Genomic DNA, 20,505 nt, shown 5'->3' with positions numbered 1-20,505 from the left:
TCTGCTCCGTCGTCATCGCGAGTGGGAGTGGTGGGTGTCGCGCAGCGCGGGGACGATGCGCCAGTCGCGCTGGAAGACGAGGTTGTGCAGGTCGGCGGCGAGGATGGCGCGGAAGGTCGGCAGGAGTTCGGCGGCCTGGTCCGGGGTGGCGACGTTCAGCGGCCACTCGGCGACGGTCGCGCCCCGTAGGTGGGGGTGGTGGAAGTCGGCGCCGTAGTGGGCGTGGAGGGTGAGGGGTGGGATCTCCGTGTGGAGCTGTTCGGGCCAGGCGAGCGTCCAGGTGGCGAAGCTGCCGCCGTGCGGGTCGCGGCGCGGGCCGGTGGCGCTCATGGTGCCGGTGCCCAGCAGGAGGTGGGTGTCGAACTCGGTGAGGACCTGACGGGCGGGGGCGTCCAGGAGGCGGGTGGCCGCGAGGAAGGCGCGTTCCTTGCCGGCTCGGTCCTGGTGCCCGGCGTGGGTCCCGTCGCGCAGGTCGGTGAAGTGGCGCATGAGGGCCGCCAGCGGGGCGGGAGCGGCGGGGTGTCCGGGGGGTGGCGTTTCCGGGGTCATCGGGACCGGTCCTTGCGGTCGGAGGTGCGGGGGTCGGGGGGCAGGTTTCGCAGGGTGCGGGCGATGGGTGGGAGCAGGTGCCCGGCGGGATCGAGAAGGTCGGTGTGCCCGACCCCCGGTGGGTGGATGAGGTGGACGGGGACGTGGGCCGCGCGCAGCATCCGCGCGTAGCGCAGGGTGTCGCCGCTGACGGGGTCGAGGCGGCCGGCGGCCAGGATCGCCGGGGCGAGACCCGTGTGGTCCTCGGCCTCGAAGGGTGTGGAGTGCAGGACGACGCCGTCGGCCGCGACGGTGGTGGGCGAGGTCCCGCGGTGGGCACGCCAGGCATGGCGCAGCCGGGCCGCGGTCGGGAACGCGAGGGGGTCGCGCCGGTAGCTGGACGCCCGGCACTCGGGGTCGAGCGGCGGGTAGGCCAGGACCTGCGCGTCGAGCCGCCGGCCGCGGTCGCGGGCGGCGAGCGCGGCGCAGGCCGCCACGGTGGCGCCCGAGCTGTCGCCGCCGACAGCCAGGCCTGAGCCGGCGACATCGCTCCGGCGGTGGGCCCACTCCAGTGCGGTCAGGATGTCCTCGACGGGAGCGGAGTGCCGGTGGCCCGGGGCGAGCCGGTAGTCGACGCTGACCACGTCCCACCCGGACAGGTCAGCGAGACGCGCGGTCATCCCGTGCCACCGGACGGCCGATCCGTACTGCCAGCTGCCCCCGTGGGCCCACACCAGGCAGCCGGCGGACGGCCGGTGCGGCCGGAACACCCGGGCGCTGACGGCCGGGCGGCCGGGGATGTCGACGTCGTACCAGGTCGCCGTGCCCACGGGAGCGGTCGGTGAGCCGATGAGAGACATGGCGGACTCCTGCTGAACGAGACGGAATCGGGGGTCGGGAGGGGACGGGGTACGGTCGGCGGAGGGGCGGGAGGCTGGTGCGTCCCGCCCCTCCCGGCCCGCAGGGCCGGCGCCCGGGTGGTGCTCAAGCCCCGAGCCCCTGGCGGGCCTTGCGGGTGCGGAGGAAGGTCGCGGCGAGGATGACGCCCAGCAGGACGAGGGCGGCGTTGACGGCGATGGCGATGGTGACGCCGTGGTGGATGGCGGTGGCGGTGACCGCACCAGAACTGGCGGCGGTGACGACCGCGGACATGATCGGCGTACCCATCGTGATCCCGACCTGCTGCGACATCGAGGCCAGGCCGGTCGCCAACCCCTGCTCGGCGTCGGGCAGTCCGCTGGTGGCGGTCACCATGAAGCCGACGATGACGAGCATGTTGCCGATGCCGCCGAGGAACGTGGCGGGCAGCAGCAGGGCGAGGGACGCACCGGTGGTGGTGCCGAGCAGGAGCAGGGCCGCTGTGGCGACTGCTTGGAGCAGGCCGCCGGCGATCAGGGCGGTCAGGGTGCTGGTCCTGGCGATGGCCTTGGGGGCCAGGAGACCGCCGATGACGGTGCCTGCGCCGAGGACGCCGAAGGTGGCGCCGGCCGCGAGCGGGGAGAAGCCGAGGGTGTCCTGCAAGTAGAGGGTGAGCAGGTAGACCAATGAGGTCTCGGTGACGAAGGCGAGCAGGCCGAGAGTGTTGCCCCAGGCGACGTTGCGGCGGGCCAGGGTCGCCGGCGGCACCAGCGGCTGGGTGACGTTGCGTTCGATGACGAAGAACGCGGCGAGCAGTATCAGGCCGACGGCCAGGCCGGACAGGGCCGTGGTGGTGGTCCAGCCGTGGGCGCCGGCCTGGGTGAGGCCGTAGACGAGGGCGAGCAGGCCGCCGGTGACGGTGAGGGCGCCGGGCAGGTCGAGCCGGGGCCGTTCGGTGGGCTTGGACTCCTTGATGACGGCCGGGGCGACGACGACGACCGCGAGGGCGACGGGGACGTTGATGAAGAAGGCCCAGCGCCAGGAGAGCAGGTCGGTCAGGGCGCCGCCGAGGATGGCGCCTGCGGTGAACCCGGCGGACATCAGGGCGCCGTTGGCGCCCAGGGCCTTCTGCCGCAGGGGGCCTTCGGGGAAGGCGGTGGTCAGCAGGGACAGACCGGCCGGGGTGGCGGCGGCGGTGGCCAGGCCCTGGGCGACGCGGGCGGCCAGCAGGATGCCGGGGCTGGTGGCCAGGCCGCCGGCCAGCGAGGACAGGCCGAGCAGGGCGATGGCGCCGATGAACATCTTCTTACGGCCGAGCAGGTCGCCGATACGGCCGAAGAAGAGGGTGAATCCGGCGGCGGACAGGGCGAACGCGGTGGCGATCCACTGCAGGTTGGACAGGGAGAAGCCGAGGCCGTCGCCGATCGCGGGCAGGGCGACGTTCAGGATCGAGAAGTCGACGGCCAGCATGAACTGGGCGACCAGCAGCACGGCCAGCACCACTTTGAGCCGGCCGGTGAGGTGCTCGGGCGGTGTTTCGGGTGCCGGGCGGGCGGTAGTGGACCGCGACGCCACCTTTGTTGTGGACATGGCACATGTTCCTTTCGATGCCGCCGCGAAGGCGCGGAGGGTGCAGGAGCGGAGAGGGAGCGCATCGGAGCGGAGGAGCGGGAGGCCGCTCGGCCTAACGGCACCCGAGTTCCGTTACGACCATGAAGGTAGCACGCGATCGCCCCTAAGGGAATCGTGGTTCCGATAAGCTGGTGTGCGGCACTACCGGCCACCGTCCGAGAGAGAGCCGGTCACCGTCCGAAGAAGAGAGCCCTTTCATGTCCACTGAGCCCGACACCCCCACCGCTCCCGGCGCCCGGCGCCCGGGCGGCCGCACCGCCCGCGTCCGGGAAGCCGTCCTGCAAGCCGCCGGCGACGCCCTCGCCGACGAAGGCTTCGAAGCACTCGACCTCGCCGAGGTCGCCCGCCGCGCGCAGGTCGGCAAGACCACCGTCTACCGCCGCTGGGGCAGCCCCGGCGCCCTCGCCGCCGACCTCCTGGCCGACATGGCCGACCAGTCACTCCCCCGCACCGACACAGGCGCTCTGCGCTCAGACCTCCGCGCCAACGCCCGCCTCGTCGTCAAGACCCTCACCGACCCTCGGCAGAGCCGCCTGTTCAAAGCACTGATCGCCGCCTCCCTCTGCAACGACCAAGCCGCGCAAGCCCTCCACCACTTCTACGACGTCCGCATCGAGGAATGGGCCGGCTGCGTCCGCGACGCCGCCAGCCGGGGCGAGGTCCCTGCCGGCACCGACCCCCACGCCGTCATCGCCGCCGTCTCCGCCCCCCTCTACTACGCCCTCCTCAACAGCGGCCGGCCCCTCACCGACGCGGACGCCGACCGCGCCGCGCACGCCGCGACCACCGCCGCACAGGCGGGCGTCTGGGGCCGGCCTGAGACCACCACCGACGCGTGATCGGCAAGGTGGAGCAGATCCCAGCGCCTGCTCGTCGTGGGCAGGCGTACGGCCGCCGATGCCCTGGGGAGTCGGCCGTGATGCGAGGCCGGGCAGGTCACAGACAGTGCGGTCCAGAATCGCGCGGCAGGTGACGCCGGCTACCCGGCCGGATACCTCAGTGCCTACTGCTCGCTCGTCTCGGCGGCCCCCACGAGCAACCCAGTTGGGTCCGCCCTCAGGAGGCGGCAGGCCAACCGCCGCGGCCACGCGCCCGCCAGCCTCTTCCGAGCGTCACGGAACCTGCGGGACGGGTTGAGGCTATCCATCGAGGTAGCGGTGTCTGGCGTCGGCGGGTGACCAGACGAGTCGGCCGTCGCGGATCTGCCACTCCGTCGTTCCCTCGACTTCGTGGCTGGCAAGGAAGAGACCCCGGACGCGGTCTCCGTCGTCGTCGGACGCCGGAATCCGGGCGATCTGTGCCATCTGGTGCGAGAACCAATCCAGGGCCGACGCGCGGATGTCGGCGCCATAGAAGAGGTAGCACGTCCAGTTGACCTGCCGTTGAGGGGTGCTCCAACCGCGGGAGTAGTGATCGTCCGCGTGGGAGGAGATGATGTGCTGGGCGGCAGCGAGTTGCTTCTCGTCACACTCCAGCCAACCTCTGACCGATACGTAGACGCCCATGTGCCGCCTCCCGGTGCGGAAGGCTACTCGGGGAACGGGCCGCGGACGGAGACCCCTCCGTCCAGAACGATCTGCTGGCCGGTGACATAGCGTGCCTCGTCCGAGGCCAGATAGACGGCCGCGGCGGCCATCTCCTGCGCGGTGCCGTAGCGGCCCGCCGGGATCTCCGGGACCCACTGGCCGGAGGAGGCGGCGCTGTTGACCGCGGTGTTGATCGCTCCCCCCGCGACGACGTTCATGCGGATGCCGTCCGCCGCGTACTCGGCCGCGACGGTGCGCGCCAGGCTGGAAAGGCCGGCCTTCGCCGCGCCGTAGCCGGCCTGCTTCGGCGCGGCCATGAATCCGGTGACCGAGCCGACGCTGACGATGCTCCCGCCCCTTCCCTGTTCCAGGAACAGGCGCAGGACACTCCGTACGGCACGGACCACGTAACGCAGGTTCAGTTCGTAGACGGTGTCCCAGTCCTCGTCCTCCATCTCGTGGAGCTTGACCGCGGGCACGAACGCCACCTGCCCGCCGACCACCGTGACCAGGATGTCCAGGCCGCCGAGTCGTTCGGCCCCGCCGGCGATCATGCCGTCGAGTTGCTCGCGTGAGCGGACGTCACCGCTCACCGTGTGGGCGGTGTGCCCGGCCGTCCGCAACTCCTCCATCGCCTCGGTCGACCGCGCGACGTCGACGTCGGCGACCACGACGTGCGCCCCGGCCGCGGCGTAGGCGCGGACGATGGCGCGCCCGATCCCTGCCCCGCCACCACCTATCACCAGTGCCTTCTTGCCGTCGAGCACACCCGTCCCGGTCATACGCCCTCCACCGTCCTCGAGTTGGACCAGACTAGCCTTGCCTCATGCAGAAGACCTTGGTGTCAGTACAGGCACAACTCGTGGACCGTGATTCCTGGGTGCGGCTGGCCAGACGGGTGGAAGCGACCGGATACGACGCCCTGCTGACAGCGGACCACCCAGGGACGTCCGCCTCCCCTTTCGTTGCCCTCGCTGCGGCGGCCCTGGTGACCGAGCGCATAAAGCTGGGCTCGTACGTGTCCCACGCGGGGGTCCGCGAGCCGCTGCTGCTCGCGTCGGATGTCGCGACGCTGGATGTGCTGTCCGCCGGCCGAGCCCGGCTCGGGCTGGGCGCGGGGCACACGCCGGTGGAGTGGGAGATGGTCGGTTCGCGACGACCCGACGTCGCCGGCCGGGTCCGGCGCTTCCTTGCCGTCGCCGAGGCGTGCCGTGCGCTGCTCGCCGGAGAGCAGGTGACCACGAACTCACCGGAATTGCGGGCTCGTCACGCTCAACTCACCGGTCCACGACCCGTGCAGGAGGTCGTCCCTCTGGTCGTCGGAGGTGGCAACACCGCACTTCTCCGATGGGCGGGCAAGAATGCCGACGTGGTGGCGCTCAGCGGCCTGGGCCGCACACTGGCGGACGGGCACAGCCACGAGACCCGCTGGAGTGAGGCGGACATCGACCGCCAGGTCGAGGCGGTGACACAAGGAGCTGAGGGGCGGGTCCAGCCCCCCGACGTCGAAGCCCTCGTGCAGGTGGTCGAGGTGACCGACGACCTGGAGGGAGCCGCCGAGCGGCTCGCGGCCACCTTCGGTACAACGCCGGCCGAGGTGCTCGACTCGCCGTACGTCTGGGTGGGGACGGTGGCCGAGATCGCGGATGCCATCGCCCGCCACGATCAGCGCTGGGGCATCACCCGCTACGTCGTTCGCGAGCCCCACCTGAAGGCCGCCGACTTGGTCCTCGCCCACCTTCGCAGCAGGCAGAGCCGCTAAGGCCTGCCGCCGTGTCGTTCGAGGTCGGGTTCTCCCTCAGGGATTCGGTCGAACGACTCGATGACGACACTGCTCAGGCCCGTCCGCAAGGGGCCCGGAGCGGGCGGTCCGGGTGCCGCGGAGCGCCGCCGCGAGGTAGGTCAGCCCAGGTACGGCCGATGCCGGCAGAGTTGGGCGGTCACCCGTACCGGGGAGACCTCCAGGCGGCCCGGTCCGTGCGACAGGACGGCGATGCCGGCTGCTGATGTACCGGCGAGCGCGGCGACCAGGACGCCCGTCGCGAAGGTCTCCGGTGATCCGATGCCTCCGACGGAACCCGAGCGCCCCGCTGCCGCGCGGCTGATCGAGGGGTTCGCCAACACCGTCAACCTCGAATACGGCACCGACACGCTGTCCACTCCCGCGCTACTCACGGAGTGGCTGCAGGAAGCCGGTCTCCTCGAGCGGGGACAACCGGTGAGCGCGGAGGCCCATGCCCACAGCGTGACGCTGCGAGCCGGCATCCGCGAGACGCTCGGGGTGAACGTCGGGGATGCCGCGGCATTGGACGTCCTCGCCGCCACCGACGACGTACTGAGCCTCCTGCCGCTGCACCTCAGCGTTCACGCCGAGCCCGCGGGCGCGGCCCACCCCGCCGCCAGGACTCTTCTGCCCGACCCGGCCCTGCCACCGGACGAGCGGGCCTTGGCGCAACTCGCCGCCGCCTGGGCGCAGGTGCGCATCACCGGAGATGCGGCGCGGCTGAAACGCTGCGCCGAGCACACCTGTGAGCTGGTGTTCTGGGACGCTTCGAAGAACCGCGGCCGCCGCTGGTGCCCGATGAGGGTCTGCGGCAACCGCAGGAAGGTCCGCCGCCACGCCGCCCACACCCCCACGCCTCCGACGGCACCGCGAGGAACACGGCGTCAGCTACGGCACCTTGGTCTCGTCCCACGGGGTCGACCACTGCTCCGGCGGAGAGAGGGAGGGCCGCTCCGGAGGACGGGGGCCGGGCAGCCGGAGTGCCCGGTCATGCCCGCAGCCGGTCAGGCACACCGACGCCCAGGGGGACGTCCGTGCCCAGAAGGCGTCCGTGCTCAGGCCACGTTGGTGAGCGGCAGCAGTCCGCGGCCGCCGAAGACCTTCTTGGCGACCAGCGTGGCGTTGATCGAGCGCGGCATCCCGGCGTAGACCGCCGTGTGGAGCAGGGCTTCGGAGATCTCGATCGGGGTCAGGCCGACGTTGAGGGCGGCGTTGATGTGTACCTCCAGTTCGATCTCGCAGCCGCCGAGCGCTGCCAGCACGCCCAGCGTGACGAGTTGGCGCTCGCGAGGGGGCAGCTCGGGCCGGGCGTACATGTCGCCGAAGGCCCAGGCGACCACCTGGTGGCCCAGTTCGGGCGAGGTGTCCGCCAGCGAGTCGACGATCCGCTGCCCGGCCTCGCCGTCGACCTGCTCCAGCACCTTCATGCCGTACTGGTATCGCTCGTCGCGGTTCACGGTTCCTCCAGGTGGGGTTGTTGTTCCGATGGCTCAAGCGTGCCCGGTGATGAGGATCGGCCTGCCGTTCACGCATGGATCGGTATGCTTTCCATGCCTAGGAGGTATGGATGGAACTACGCGTGCTCGGTTATGTGATGGCGATCGCCGAGGAGGGAAGCATCAGCGGGGCGGCCCGCCGACTGGCGCTGACCCAGCCGACGCTGAGCCGCCAGCTCAGAGAACTGGAAAGGCGGCTGGGTACCGAGTTGTTCACCCGCGAGGGCCGAGGTCTGGTCCCCACGGCCGCCGGCACCGCACTGGCCCGGCGGGCCGCAAAGGTGCTGGCGGAGGCCGAGGCCGCGCTGGAGGACGTCCGGCTGGCCGCCGAGGGCCGCAGCGGACGGCTCACCGTCACCTTCGCCGGGTCCGGCATCAACGGTCCGCTGGGCGGGATGCTGGGCCGCCTGCGCCGCGAGCTGCCCCGCGTCGTGCTGCGCCTGGAGGAGAGCTTCAGCGACACCGAGATGTCGGCCGGCGTCCTTGACGGCCGCTTCGACATCGCGGTGCAGCGCCTGCCGATGCGCGACCCGCGGCTCGTCGCCCAGCCCTGGTGGCAGGAGCCGCTGACCCTCTTCAGCCCCAGCGGCCACCCCCTGGCCCACGGCCGCGGCCCCGCCCCGCTCGAAGCCCTGGGGCAGATCCCGCTGGTGCTGTGGCCGCGGGAAACCTCCCCGCAGTCGTACGACGAGATCCTCGCGCTCTGCCACCAGGCCGACGTCACCCCCCGCATCGGCGCGGAGGGGCACAGCGTGCAGACGGTGCTCGCACTGGTCGCAGCCGGCTTCGGCGCGGCCGTCATGACCGACTCCCACCGCGTGCTGCGCCGCGTCGGCGTCACCGCCCGCCCGCTGGCCGGGACGACGACGACCCTGCACCTGGTCTGGCGGACCGACGACCACAACCCCCTGATCGAACGGTTCCGCACCGTACTGGCCGACGTGTGAAGCGGAGGCAGGGCGCTGAGCATCGTGGCGACGGGCACCCGGGGCGTGCCGAGCGTCGTGGCACCCTTCCGTCACGGACACCGTCTTCGAGCAGATCTTCCAGTGGTGACAGTCGGTGTCGGAGATCCGCGCTCTCCCCGAACACCTGGAAATGGCCGAGGCGACAGCTCACCACCTGGCCCCAGAGCCCGCGTAGCGTGCGGGGGTACGGCTCCGCGCGCGCTTGGGTGGCGGGGGCACCCTGCCGGTGGCCTGGGCCCCCGCCTGATGGTGGTTACTTCTTGACGTGGACGGTGCGCTGCGGCCCGTTGGAGTCGATGTGGTGGCTGTCGGAGGTGAACCAGACGACGGCCCAACTGCCGGTGCGGGTGGCTTTGCCGCGCAGGTGGTAGGCGCCCTTGGAGTCGGTCTTCACCCGGGTGACGTAGTGCCAGGTGGAACTGCCCGAGGGGCGGAACTCCAGGTAGGCATAGGTGTGGGAGATGCCGGACCACTTACCGGAGGTGCTGCGCTGCTCCACGTGCCCGCCGAAGGTCAGGTAGGTGTTCTTGCGGACCGTGGTGTGACTGGGTGTGCCGCCGGTGATCCGGGACGGGGTCCGGTAGATCTTCACGGCGGAGCTGTAGGACGGGGAGTAGTCCGGCGTGCCACGGAAGTACGCCCGCCAGTAGCCGTTGGCCTGGCCGCCGTAGGTCGCGTAGCAGCTGAACTCGTCCCCGGCCAGCCCGGAGCGGCCGATCTTCGTGGTGCCCACGGTGTGCCAGGTCTTGTTGTCGTACGAGAACTGGATCGTCACCGACTGGGTCCCCGACGCGAACTCCACCCCGTTCAGGTTGAGCCGGCCGTCGATCTTCGCCTCGCCGTACTCGTCCTCGCTGACGTGGAACGGGGTGACCCGGCTGGGCGAGGGCACGTGCACGTAGACCGGGGTCGTGGTCTGGCTTTCGTCGAGGTAGGGGTCGTAGTTGCGGTAGTTGTCGAAGTAGTAGGCCCCGGCGGTGCCGGTGGTGATCGTGAAGATGCCGCTGGGATCGGTGGTGGCGCTGGCGTGGTAGTACGGCGGTCCGTCGGCGTTGACCGTCTGCCCCGGTGTCGGCGTCCAGACGGTGCCGACCTTCCGCTCCAACACGCCGCGAAGGGTGGTGTGCCCACCCTTGGGGAGCTTCACGTCGGTGCTGCTGAGTATCCGTATGCGAGTGGTCTCGGCCTTTGCCGGCACACTGAGGATGGTGGAATCGCTGCTGTCGAGCGCGTACGGGTAGCCGGCAGTGGCGGTGCCCTGCGCGTCGAAGGTGCGGTAGCTGGCGGAGCCCTTGACCGTGACGGGCGCCGTCATCTGGCCGTCCGCGCCGACCGTGCCGGTGGCCACCGTGCCGGGGGCCAGATCCGGGTTGTCCAACGAGACCGTGACGCCCGACGAGTCGAGTGCGGCTCCGGTGGACGGGTCGGTGACGGTCACCGGAGCACTGACGGTGTACGAGCGGTGCTCGTAGTCGACGGAGCTGCGGTCGGCCGTCAGCCGACCGATCCTCACCTTCGCCGCGTAAGTGAACTCACCGACGTCCGCGAAGTGTTCGGTCGCGCCCTCGGTGTCGGTGACGTCGAGCGAGACGTCGTACACCCCCAGGACCGGCAGCGCGGGCCGGTCGGCGGAGATCTGTCCGCCAAAAAGGGGGTCGTACCCGAACGCGGTCGTGGTGCCCGAGTCCGGTGAATCCGTGGGTGCGCCGTGAGGGCGGTAGTGCGCGGTCATACCGGCGATCTGGTCGCCGCTGAGGCTCAAGACCGACAGGGCCAGTTTCCAGTAATCCGAGTGGGCGTTGCCCACGCCGTAGACCTCGAACTGGTCTGCCGGAGTGTCCGATTCCGTCGGGTCCGGCACGGGCGTGCTGTCCGTCGGGTCCGGCACGGGCGTGGCATCCGTCGGGTCCGGCACGGGCGTGGTGACGCCGGACGACGGAGTGCCCGGCGTTGATGTGCCTGGGTCGGCTACGGCGGCCGGCAAACTCAGCGCGACGGCCAGCATCGCGCCGGCCGTCACGCCTGGTAGGGCAATACGAAGTTTCACGTGGTGGTCCCCCCTGGGATGTGTGAATTGCTCGACCGGCCAGGCGTGTTGGCGTCGGCGACAGGATCGAACCGCACCAGCGTACGGGCGACCGCAGAGCGCCTCCAGCGGGTTGGAGTACGAGCTGGTTGAGGTGCCGGCCGCCGGCGTGCCCGTGACCGTGGCAGTTCGTCGTCGTCGCCTACGAGAACAGCCCTTCTGATACCGGGCAAGGACCATCGCCGGGCGGACAGTGCCGGAGAGGACGCGTGAAGAAGGGGCCCGATGCGCACCGGCCTCCGCTCCGGGTCTTCGTGCTCGATCGCGAAGCCTCGTCCCTGGCCGTACGCGGTGATCGGAAGATCATCGCCTGGCTCGACCTCGCGGCCCGCGGCGAAGCCGTGGTGGTGACGTCCCCGATGACGTTGGTCGACGCGTACGACGGCCGAATCACCGAGCAGCGCTGGGACTGGGTGCTCTCCCGCCTCAAAGTCGCCGACATCGGAAAGGACGAAGCCCGACAGGCCCGCCGGCTCCTGGCCGATGCCAAGTTGCACGGCCACAAGTACGCGATCGATGCGGGGCTCGCCGTCGTCGCGCGCCGGCAGCAGGGCCGGGCCACCGTCTTCATCCCGGATGTCGACGACCTCGAGAAGCTGGTTCTGGACACCGTCGTCAAGAAGGTATGACGCTGTCTCCGGTCTCAGTTCTGGTCTCGTTCGTCGCCGTCCGGTCCCGTTCGCAGGGTGCTTCGCCGATGCTTCCGTCCCAGGTCAGAATGCCCTCGCCTTCCTGCGAACCGCGCCGTGACCCGTTGGAAAGCGTGTTGGGGGCAACCCCTCACGGGTTCGGGCCCGACATCGAAGGGCCCCGCACAGTTCGCCTCGTGTTCCCTGATGTGCCCTCAGCTGCCTGAGCGCCGGCCCGCAGGAGCCGCCCGCGAGGCCCGCCGGTCGATCGGAACGTCGGTCGCGTGGCCGAACGCCTTCTTCGCAGCCGGTTCCCCCGCGTCACGCGAAGCCGCCCAGCCACCTCCGCGTGAGCCGAGGCACGCCGTACCGCCCACAAGCCCCGGCCGATACCGCGACACCGTGCACTCCGGCAGGCGCTTTGGTGCCTGAGCTGGGGCCATGGGACGTATCGGTGGTCCGGCTGCCGCGGGGGAAGAAACACCGTCCAGGCGAAGCGGACCCGGTGCAGCGGGCCCGTGGGTGATGTCCAGTGCCGGTGATCGCGTTGGCCAGGCAGGTACCGACCGCAGCCCGGACACATGCTCGGCTGGGGTGATCCACGCGAAAAGGCCGACTGTATGAACGAAATAGGGCAATCATCCGTACTTTGATGCACTGTCTGCCCTGGGCGGTCGGCGTGGTGAGGGACGCCAGATGTCCGACGGCGTGGGCGAGGCCATGGCTTTCCGGGAGTTCCGGCCCTCACCGGCCCGCAACTGGGACGAGCAGCGGGTGTACGGGCGGGCGGTGGAGGCGGTGATCTGGGGGATGCCGGCGGTGAGCATGGCGTTCTTCCGGCAGGGGGCGTTCGAGGCGTACGGGATCGGCTACCACGACGTGCTCGCGTTCTCGCACGCCGCGCTGCCCCGCCACGAGCTGCTGACGTCCAACGCGCAGGTGCCCTACGTGTTCGCGTTCTTCGACCTGCGCCAGGGCCCGGTGGTCATGGAAGTGCCCCGGCCGATGACCGGTCGCTGCTGCACGGGCAGGTGGTCGATGCCTGGCAGGTCAGCATTGCCGACATCGGCCCGTCCGGCGAGGACCGGGGCCGGGGCCGGGGCCGGGGTGGAAAGTATCTGTTCGTCCCTCAGGGCTGGGACCAGCCCCTGCGCGACAGCGCCGGCGAACTTTTCAAGAGCAGCGAAACCTACCGGCTGCGGGTACCGGCCCACGTGCCCGTCGACGACTTCTGGGCCGTGGTCGCCTACGACCTGGACAGCAAGTCCTACGCCGTCCGTCATCCGCCTCAACATCCGTTCCGTCGCAGGTCAAGATGCCTCTGCCCCTCGGGTACGGCCTCGCGACCCGTCGGTGGACGACGTCAGCGGACGCGGTCCGGGGCCGCCGCGGCCGTCACCCGTGGTCGGGTCGCCTCGATCACCTGGATCGCTCCTGCCGATCACGCTCCCGAGCGGCTCGCCGAACTGGTCAGTGCGGTCAACCGTGTTGTGACGCAGACACGCGGGGCCGGCCCGCCCCGTGTCCCAGGACGCCCGCACCCCGCACGCCCGGGCACCGGCTGTGCGGATTCCGTTTATCCGCCGTACGCCTTCTCCGTGTCTGATGACTGACGTCCACGAACGCAGCGGGGTACCGTACCCCGCATATCCACTGCCATCTCGTTCCGCATGGACCGGAGTTGACGGCTGACAACGTTGTCAGCCGTCCCTTTGAGCATGGGCTCGGACCGGGACATGCGGGCGTGCCGCACCGCCGGAGAGGCGCCATGCCCGTCAGATCTCATCCCCCCTTGCCACCCGCGACGTTCACGAGAACCGAGCGCCGGCGGCGACGGCCCCTGCGCGCGGCGGTCGCCGCGCTGGTCGCCGGCACCCTCGGCCTCGCCGCACTCGCGGGTGCCGGAACCGCCGCCGCTTCGCCCGCGTCGTCCGCCACGTCGTCCGCCACGTCGTCCGCCACGTCGTCCGCCACGTCGTCCGCCACGTCGTCCGCCACGTCGTCCGCCACGTCGTCCGCCACGTCGTCCGCCACGTCGTCCGCCACGTCCTCCGGCACGTCCTCCGGCACGTCCGGCGGCACGGACTACACGAAGCTCGTCGACCCGTTCGTGTCGACGGCCGGCGACGACGGCAACGACCTGCCGGGCGCCGAGGCGCCGCACAGCCTCGCCAAGGTCAACCCGATGACCACGCCGGACCGCAACCACTCCGGTTATGACTACAACGAGGACCACATCGCGGGGTTCACCGCCACGGACCTCGACGGTGTCGGCGGCTCGGGCGGCGGCGGCGACCTGCTGGTCGTCCCGACGTCCGTGCGGTACGGCAAGCGGCCCGCGCCCGGTACGTACGCGCACCCCTACCGGCATGACGACGAGAGCGCGTCGCCCGGCTCCTACCAGGTCGGGCTCGGGTCCGTCTCGGGGACCGACGCGTCGGTGACGCAGGACGCCGGGACGATCGACGCCGAGATGACCGCGACGACGCGCACGGCGCTCGAACGGTACGACTTCCCCGCCGGGTCGGCCCCCGAACTCGTCCTCGACCTCGCGAACAACTACACCAGCCGCACGCGCGCGACGATGAAGGCGACCACCCTCGCGGACGGGACCACCCGGATCACCGGGCTCATCGCGGGTTCGTTCAACGGCGCCGCGTACCGGATGTACTACGCCGCCACCACGAACGCCCCCGTCACCTCGCTGAAGAGCTGGGGCGACGACGGCACGCTGAGCGACGCGACGGCGCAGGACGGCACCGACACCGGCGCCGTCCTCGGCTTCGACCCGTCGGCGGGCCACGACGTCGAGTTGCGCATCACGCTCTCGCCGATCAGCGAGGACCAGGCCGTCACCGACCAGCAGAACGAGGTGGGCGGCCTCACCTTCGACCAGGCGCGGGCCCGGACCAAGGCCGACTGGAACAGCACGCTCGGCGCGGTGGCCGTGCACTCCTCCGCGACGTCCGACCCCAAGTCGACGCTCACCAAGGAGTTCTACACGCACCTGTACCGGATGTACGGGCTGCCGGTGAACGCCACCAGCACCAGCGGGACGTACCGCGGTGTCGACGGCGCGGTGCACCGGACGAACGGGTTCACGTACTACGACGGCTGGTCCACCTGGGACGACTTCCGCAAGTACTCCGTCGAGGCGTACGTCGACCCGGCCACCTACCGGGACCTGGTGCAGTCGCTCATCGAGCTCTTCGCCGACGCGCACACCTCCGGCAAGAGCCTCGGCAGCCTCACCCAGTCGGTCCCGACCGTGCGCTGGGAGCGCTCGGCGGTGGTGATCGCCGACGCGCTGTCGAAGGGGTACAAGAACTTCGACCGGCTCGACGAGGCATACCCGGCGCTGCTGTCGTACGCCGGGTACTACACGGGAGCGCAGCTGCGCCAGGGGTACGTCAGCGGTGACCCCGGTACGACGGTGCAGCGCGGCTACGACCAGTGGGCGCTGTCCATCATCGCCGGCGCGCTCGGCAAGGACGCGGACGCGAAGAAGCTGCGTACCCAGTCGACCATGGCGATCGACCACCTGGTGAAGTCCGGCGCCTGGACCGCGGCCGACGGCACCCAGGTCGGCCTGCTCACCCCGCGCGCGTCCGGCGGCGACTGGCAGAGCGCGGACTACGAGAAGTTCGAGGCGGCCGGCCTCTACCAGGGCACGCTCTGGCAGTACAACTGGTACGACGCCTACGACATGGGCGGCCTGATCAAGGCCATGGGCGGCGCGAAGGCGGGGAAGGCCGCCGTGGAGCACATGTTCGGCGTGGACTCCGCCGCCGACGACGGCTCGACGATGCTGCACTCCAACGCCAACGAGATCGACCTGCAGGCCCCGTACCTGTTCAACTACGTCGGCGAGCCCAGCCAGACGCAGAAGTGGGTCCGCTCCATCTACACCGGCACCACCTGGAACCGCTACATCGCGACCGGCTCCACCAACGAGGCCCCCAGTTCGGGCGGCGAGTTCACCCCGCCGATCGACACCCAGGTCTACAAGCTCGCCCCGGACGGCTTCCTGCCGACCATGGACAACGACGCGGGCACCATGTCGACGATGTTCGTGGCCGCGGCGCTGGGCCTGTTCCCGGTGACGGCCGGCTCCAGCCAGTTCCAGATCGGCAGCCCGTTCTTCGACTCCACGACGATCACCTACGCGAACGGCAGCACGTTCACGGTGAAGGCCGACGGCGTGTCGCCGAGCAACTACTACGTGCAGAGCGCGACCCTCAACGGCGCGCGGTTCACCAACACGTGGCTCGACTACGCGCAGATCATCGCCGGCGGCACCCTGGACTTCACCATGGGCGCCAAGCCCTCCCGGTGGGGCGCCGACACGAAGCCCGCGTACTCGCTGGACACCGACACCGGCGCCACGGGAGGCGGCGGGACCGACCGGGGCACCACCGTGGTCTCCGCCCGTCCGGGCACCGTGGCCACCGCCGCGGACGGCACCGTCAAGGGCAGCGCGCAGCTCACCCTGTCCGGTCCGGCGTCGTTCGCCGCCCGCAAGGGAACCAGCCTCACCCGCAGCAAGGCGGCGACGGTGACCGGCCTGCCGGCCGGTGTCAGCGCCGACCTGAAGGTCAGCGGCGCGCACACGGCGACGCTGTCGCTCACCGGCACCACGAAGGTCGACGCGCGCTTCGGCATCACCTTCACCGACGCGGCCTTCGCCCGCGGCGCGCACGCCTCCACGGTGACCGGCACCGGGGTCTCCGCGACCGACCCGCTCGTCATCTCCGCCGCCGCGGTGTACCGCGCGTCCCTCGGCACGCTCATCGACCAGGCTTCCCTGGTCCGCAGCGCCAACTACTCCGACGGCTCCTGGACCCTGTTCCAGTCGGCACTCCAACGCGCCAGGACCGTCCTCGCGGACCCCGCGTCGGGGACCGGCACCCTCATGGCGGCGCAGGACGCGCTGGCGTCCGCGGCCGGCGCGCTCACCATCGACGAGGGCGGCTACGCCGTCCTTCAGGCCGAGAGCCCCGACCAGAAGGACGGCCCCAGCCTGGTGAGCGAGGCGTACTACTCCGACGGCGACCTCGGTGGCGTCACCGACGGGGCCTGGGAGCAGTACGGCAAGCTCGACTTCGGCGGGGTCGCGCCGCGCAGCGTGTCGGTCCGCTACGCCAACGCGCAGGCCGCGAACGCGAAGCCGAGCAGCGTCGACATCCACGCCGGCCCCGCCGACGGGCCGATCGTCGGCACCGTCACGCTGCCCGGAACCGGCGGCTGGCAGTACTACACCACGGTGCAGGCCGACATCACCGACCCCGACCTGCTGCTGAGCGCGTCGGCCGCGACGTTCGTCTTCCACGCCCCGTCCGGGCAGCAGTGGGTGTCGAACTTCGACTCGTACCAGTTCTCGCCGAACGCGGTCACGTCGTCGCCGACGACCACGCTCGCCACGCTGACCGCGCCGAGCGCCACCTCCACCGGTGCCGGCTCGCTCCCGCTCAGCCTCGGCAACGGCATCTTCGAGAACGTGACGAACGGCGCGTGGGCCGAGTGGCACGGCACCGACCTCGGCGACGGCGCCGACACCGTGACCGTCAGCTACGACAAGCCCCGATCGAGGGCCGCGTCGGACTCCCACATCGAGCTGCACCTCGGCGCGAAGGACGGCGACCGGAGCGTCGACATCCCGCTGGACTACACCGGTTCGGGCTGGGGCACCGTCTCTACCGCGTCCGTGCGACTCGACCCGAGCGTCTTCACCGGCGTCCAGGACGTGTACGCGGACTTCGTCTCCGGCAACCAGACCTCCGACCAGCCGTACGTGGCCAACGTCTACGCGCTGACCCTGACGCGGACCGCCGACGCCCCGGTGGGCTTCGACGCCACGGCGTTCACCACCAGCAGCGGCGGCACCCTCAAGAGCGAACCGGCCGGCTGGAGCGACGCGGGCTCGGCCACCGACCTCGGCGGCACCTACGACGGCGCCTGGCTCGCGTACGGGGACATCGACTTCGGTACCTCCGCGAAGACCACCGCCACGATCACTTACGCCAACAACTCCGCGCGCTGCGGCACCGGTTCGGCCGTCGAGCTCTACCTCGACGCCTTCGACCCGGCCGCCCCGGGCACGCCGTACGCGACCATCCCGCTGCCGGTCACCGGAAGCGCGTGGTCGTCAGGGGGGACGACCAGCCTCACGCTCCCCACCTCGATCACCGGCACGCACGCCGTCCACCTGCGGCTGACCACGTCCGCGGACGCCGCGCACCCCTACGTCGCGAACCTGGGCCGGGTCACCTTCAGCCACGTGGACGTGCCCGCCGCCACGGACACCTCCGCGCTGCGGAAGGCGATCGACCGGTACGCGGGACTGTCCGGCGACGCGGCACGCTACGACCCGATCGACTTCGCCGTGTTCACCCGTGAACTCGCCGCCGCCCGCGACCTGGTGGCCGCCGACGGCGCGACCCAGCTCGAAGTCGACACCCAGACCCGTACGTTGACCCTCGCCGCCGACCAACTGGTACCGCTGCCGCGGCTGACACTGGAGGACCTGGTCACGACCGCGTCGGCGCTCACCGACGCGCGCTACACCGACACGTCGTGGCAGGCGTTCGGCACGGCGCTCGCCGCGGCGAAGACCGCGGTCGCGGACACCAAGGCCACCGACGCGACACTCACCGCGCGGTACACGGACCTGCGGAAGGCCCAGGCCGCGCTCACCACGAAGCCCAGGACGGTGCCCGCCGCGCCCGCCGCGGTGTCGGCGACGTCGTCCGGCACGAGCGTGACCGTCGTCTGGTCCGCGCCCGGGGACACCGGCGGCTCGCCGGTCACCGGGTACCGGGTCAGCCTCGACGACGGGCACCAGATCGCGATCAAGGACCCGGACAGCCGGAGCACCACCTTCACCTGGCTGACGGCCGACCGCTCCTACCGGGCGCGGGTCCAGGCGGTGAACGCGGTCGGCGCCTCGGCCAAGAGCCCCGCCACGGCACCCGTGGTGACCGGCGGCGGCAAGCCGCGGCAGCCGACCGTGACGAGCGTGGTCACCGACGGCAGGCAGGTCCGGGTGACCTGGCTGCCGGCCGGCGACAGCGGGTTCCCGGTCATCGGCTACACCGTGACCCTCGACGACGGCACCACGGCGCACGTGCCCGGCACGGCGACCACGGCGCTGCTGACCGCCAGGAAGAAGGCGAAGGCGCACACGGCGACGGTGACCGCGGTCACGCTGGCCGGGACCTCGGACGACGCCACGGCGACATCGGCCGGCCCCTCCGTCACGGACGCCACGGCCACGGACACCGCGGCCACGGACGGCGACGGCTCCGACCCGTCGTCGTACACGCCCTCCCCCTTCCCCTCCGACACCCTCGACGCCGACTACTCCTCCGACGCGTGGCCGAGCACCGACGACGGGAGCGACTACTTCAACGACCTGCTCGGCGGCATCAAGGACCTGCACTCCGACATCCTCGCCGCCAACTCCAAGGTGGCCGACGGCAGTTCGCTGACCGCCGAGAACGACACGATCGCGGTGGGCATCAACAACGCCGCCACGCAGGCCCAGGTGGACCGGGCCGAGATCGACGCGAACAACAGCCCCACCGTCACGATGGCCGACGGCCTCGGGTCGCGGCTCGGCAAGATCTACAGCGACGCCCTGAGCAGCGGCAACCTGCCGAAGACCAACGCCCTGTTCGGCCGGGTCACCCAGGACATCGACACCCACGACGCGGCGAAGAACTACTACGACTACCTGCGCCCGTACGTGCGGCTCGGGTTCGTCGGCGACGGCGGGGACATCTACGAGTCGCAGGACGGTTCGTACAGCAGCCTCGCCACCAGCGGCTCCTACCCGAGCGGCCACACCTACGGCGGCTACGAGGCGGGCACCATCCTCGCCACGCTGCTGCCGGAGCTGGCACCGTCGATCCTGGCGCGCACCTCGGAGTACGGGAACAACCGCATCGTCCTCGGGTTCCACTACCCGCTCGACGTCATGGGCGGCCGCATCACCGGGCAGGCCACCGTCGCGCACCGGTGGGCGGACCCCGGCTTCGCGAAGCTGCTGACGCAGGCGCACACCGAGATCGAGAACGTGCTGCTCGCGCAGTGCGAGAAGGAGGGGTACGGCGACACGCTCGCGGCCTGCGAGGGCGACACGTACGACGGGCTGAGCACGGCGCAGGACGTCAACGTGTACACGCAGCGCCTGAGTTACGGGTTCTCGCGGACGGGCAAGGCCGGGCAGCCGCTGAAGGTGCCCTCCGACGCGGCGGCCCTGCTGGTGACGGCCTTCCCGCAGCTCGACACCGAGCAGCGCACCGAGATCCTGGAGCAGACCGCGACGGACTCCGGGAACCCGCTCGACCTCACCGCCGACGGCGGGGCGAGCTGGGAGCGGATCAACCTGGCGGCGGCGATGACGGCGCACGTCGTCGTCAACGCCGACGGGTCGGTCACGGTGACGAACATCGCGGACGCCACCAAGGCCGCCGTCGCGGACGCCGGCGCCATCACGGTGGGCGGGGTCGCGATCGACGGGTTCGACCCGGAGGCCTCCACGTACCTGGTCGACTGGCCGAAGAACGTGAAGCTCCCGTCCGTCACGGCCGTACCGGCCCAGTCCGGTGCCCGGGTGAAGGTCACCGACGGCAGCCCGGTCCTCACCTCGACCGGTTCCCGGATCACCACCCGCACCATCGAGGTCACCTCGGCCGACGGCACGGTCACCCGGACCTACACGGTCGGCTTCCAGCCGACGGCCCGGGATCACCGCCCCTCCGCCGCGGGCGGCAAGGGGTAAGGCCGGGGAGCAAGGACCACGGGGTACGGCACAGCGTCACCGCGGCCCCTCCGGGCGACCGTCACGGTCCCCGGAGGGGCCGCCCGTATTCCCGGGCGGGCGGCGGCGGTCGGGCGGGGTCGGGCGGTGCCGGGCGAGACCGGGGCGGGGTGAAGGATCTGGGGAGACAGTGTCGGTGCGACCACATATCCTGCACCGGACGATCACGCGGGACCAG

Annotated in this window: 15 protein-coding genes and 1 pseudogene; 8 read left to right on the top strand and 8 right to left on the bottom strand. The window is 71.2% G+C overall.

All coding sequences use genetic code 11. The annotated features are described in order from the left end of the window. Positions 1-12 precede the first annotated feature (12 nt). The 3 genes from OG370_RS34975 to OG370_RS34965 form a co-directional block, all read right to left on the bottom strand. Positions 13-549: a hypothetical protein gene (locus tag OG370_RS34975; protein WP_328471412.1), complete on the bottom strand. Its 537-nt coding sequence runs from the start codon at positions 547-549 to the stop codon at positions 13-15. Then, a complete protein-coding gene (locus OG370_RS34970) occupies positions 546-1,388 on the bottom strand; it encodes an alpha/beta hydrolase (protein ID WP_328471410.1) in 843 nt (280 codons plus the stop codon). The genes OG370_RS34975 and OG370_RS34970 overlap by 4 nt, the downstream gene beginning before the upstream one ends. Positions 1,389-1,512: 124 nt before the next feature. Next, entirely contained in the window at positions 1,513-2,976 is a 1,464-nt protein-coding gene (locus OG370_RS34965; protein ID WP_328471408.1) for an MFS transporter, read from the bottom strand. 239 nt (positions 2,977-3,215) lie between these two features. On the opposite strand from OG370_RS34965, the gene OG370_RS34960 reads away from it, so the two are divergent. Then, positions 3,216-3,857, top strand: a complete 642-nt coding sequence (locus OG370_RS34960) for a TetR/AcrR family transcriptional regulator (RefSeq protein WP_328471406.1) — start codon at positions 3,216-3,218, stop codon at positions 3,855-3,857. Between the two features lie 300 nt (positions 3,858-4,157). Here the strand turns inward: OG370_RS34960 and OG370_RS34955 are convergent, their stop codons facing one another. Both OG370_RS34955 and OG370_RS34950 read right to left on the bottom strand, forming a co-directional pair. Then, positions 4,158-4,523 (bottom strand): hypothetical protein, encoded by a 366-nt coding sequence (locus tag OG370_RS34955; protein ID WP_328471404.1) that lies wholly within the window; start codon positions 4,521-4,523, stop codon positions 4,158-4,160. 23 nt (positions 4,524-4,546) lie between these two features. Next, the gene (locus tag OG370_RS34950) at positions 4,547-5,326 is read right to left on the bottom strand and encodes an SDR family NAD(P)-dependent oxidoreductase (RefSeq protein ID WP_328471402.1); all 780 of its coding nucleotides are present in this window, start codon (positions 5,324-5,326) and stop codon (positions 4,547-4,549) included. A 44-nt stretch (positions 5,327-5,370) separates the two neighbouring features. Here OG370_RS34950 and OG370_RS34945 point away from each other — a divergent pair, with 44 nt between their 5' ends. Then, complete coding sequence (locus tag OG370_RS34945; protein ID WP_328471400.1) at positions 5,371-6,306, top strand: LLM class flavin-dependent oxidoreductase; 936 nt, start codon at positions 5,371-5,373, stop codon at positions 6,304-6,306. 140 nt (positions 6,307-6,446) lie between these two features. Here the strand turns inward: OG370_RS34945 and OG370_RS34940 are convergent, their stop codons facing one another. Next, positions 6,447-6,719, bottom strand: a complete 273-nt coding sequence (locus tag OG370_RS34940; protein ID WP_328474914.1) for a hypothetical protein — start codon at positions 6,717-6,719, stop codon at positions 6,447-6,449. Here OG370_RS34940 and OG370_RS34935 point away from each other — a divergent pair. After that, complete coding sequence (locus OG370_RS34935) at positions 6,607-7,476, top strand: CGNR zinc finger domain-containing protein (protein ID WP_328471398.1); 870 nt, start codon at positions 6,607-6,609, stop codon at positions 7,474-7,476. The two genes, OG370_RS34940 and OG370_RS34935, sit on opposite strands and share 113 nt — an antisense overlap. Here OG370_RS34935 and OG370_RS34930 read toward each other — a convergent pair. Continuing rightward, positions 7,383-7,754, bottom strand: a complete 372-nt coding sequence (locus tag OG370_RS34930; protein ID WP_328474721.1) for a carboxymuconolactone decarboxylase family protein — start codon at positions 7,752-7,754, stop codon at positions 7,383-7,385. The genes OG370_RS34935 and OG370_RS34930 overlap by 94 nt on opposite strands. 140 nt (positions 7,755-7,894) lie before the next feature. On the opposite strand from OG370_RS34930, the gene OG370_RS34925 reads away from it, so the two are divergent. Next, positions 7,895-8,770, top strand: coding sequence for a LysR family transcriptional regulator (locus OG370_RS34925; RefSeq protein ID WP_328471396.1), 876 nt, complete (start codon positions 7,895-7,897; stop codon positions 8,768-8,770). A gap of 274 nt (positions 8,771-9,044) precedes the next feature. On the opposite strand, the gene OG370_RS34920 is transcribed toward OG370_RS34925, so the two are convergent. Beyond that, positions 9,045-10,679, bottom strand: a complete 1,635-nt coding sequence (locus OG370_RS34920) for a hypothetical protein (RefSeq protein ID WP_328471394.1) — start codon at positions 10,677-10,679, stop codon at positions 9,045-9,047. 407 nt (positions 10,680-11,086) lie between these two features. Here OG370_RS34920 and OG370_RS34915 point away from each other — a divergent pair, with 407 nt between their 5' ends. From OG370_RS34915 to OG370_RS34905, 4 genes and pseudogenes are all read left to right on the top strand, one after another. After that, positions 11,087-11,506 (top strand): hypothetical protein, encoded by a 420-nt coding sequence (locus OG370_RS34915; RefSeq protein WP_328471392.1) that lies wholly within the window; start codon positions 11,087-11,089, stop codon positions 11,504-11,506. A gap of 696 nt (positions 11,507-12,202) precedes the next feature. Further along, positions 12,203-12,520 (top strand): annotated as a pseudogene (locus OG370_RS41610) (DUF1254 domain-containing protein); the annotation flags it as partial. A gap of 17 nt (positions 12,521-12,537) precedes the next feature. Beyond that, entirely contained in the window at positions 12,538-13,119 is a 582-nt protein-coding gene (locus OG370_RS34910) for a DUF1214 domain-containing protein (RefSeq protein ID WP_328471390.1), read from the top strand. A gap of 155 nt (positions 13,120-13,274) precedes the next feature. Beyond that, positions 13,275-20,288: a glycoside hydrolase domain-containing protein gene (locus tag OG370_RS34905; RefSeq protein WP_443060805.1), complete on the top strand. Its 7,014-nt coding sequence runs from the start codon at positions 13,275-13,277 to the stop codon at positions 20,286-20,288. The last annotated feature ends 217 nt before the right edge of the window (positions 20,289-20,505 follow it).

It is taken from the genome of Streptomyces sp. NBC_00448 (assembly GCF_036014115.1).
Lineage (GTDB): Bacteria > Actinomycetota > Actinomycetes > Streptomycetales > Streptomycetaceae > Actinacidiphila.
The sequence above is the reverse complement of the archived record's forward strand: the minus strand, read 5'-3'. Positions and strand labels throughout refer to the sequence as shown.

Bases quoted from the DNA above. Each gene is read 5' to 3' on its own strand.
- OG370_RS34975 (WP_328471412.1), bottom strand. From the start codon at position 549: ATGACCCCGGAAACGCCACCCCCCGGACACCCCGCCGCTCCCGCCCCG.
- OG370_RS34970 (WP_328471410.1), bottom strand. From the start codon at position 1,388: ATGTCTCTCATCGGCTCACCGACCGCTCCCGTGGGCACGGCGACCTGG.
- OG370_RS34965 (WP_328471408.1), bottom strand. From the start codon at position 2,976: ATGTCCACAACAAAGGTGGCGTCGCGGTCCACTACCGCCCGCCCGGCA.
- OG370_RS34960 (WP_328471406.1), top strand. From the start codon at position 3,216: ATGTCCACTGAGCCCGACACCCCCACCGCTCCCGGCGCCCGGCGCCCG.
- OG370_RS34955 (WP_328471404.1), bottom strand. From the start codon at position 4,523: ATGGGCGTCTACGTATCGGTCAGAGGTTGGCTGGAGTGTGACGAGAAG.
- OG370_RS34950 (WP_328471402.1), bottom strand. From the start codon at position 5,326: ATGACCGGGACGGGTGTGCTCGACGGCAAGAAGGCACTGGTGATAGGT.
- OG370_RS34945 (WP_328471400.1), top strand. From the start codon at position 5,371: ATGCAGAAGACCTTGGTGTCAGTACAGGCACAACTCGTGGACCGTGAT.
- OG370_RS34935 (WP_328471398.1), top strand. From the start codon at position 6,607: ATGCCTCCGACGGAACCCGAGCGCCCCGCTGCCGCGCGGCTGATCGAG.
- OG370_RS34930 (WP_328474721.1), bottom strand. From the start codon at position 7,754: ATGAAGGTGCTGGAGCAGGTCGACGGCGAGGCCGGGCAGCGGATCGTC.
- OG370_RS34925 (WP_328471396.1), top strand. From the start codon at position 7,895: ATGGAACTACGCGTGCTCGGTTATGTGATGGCGATCGCCGAGGAGGGA.
- OG370_RS34905 (WP_443060805.1), top strand. From the start codon at position 13,275: ATGCCCGTCAGATCTCATCCCCCCTTGCCACCCGCGACGTTCACGAGA.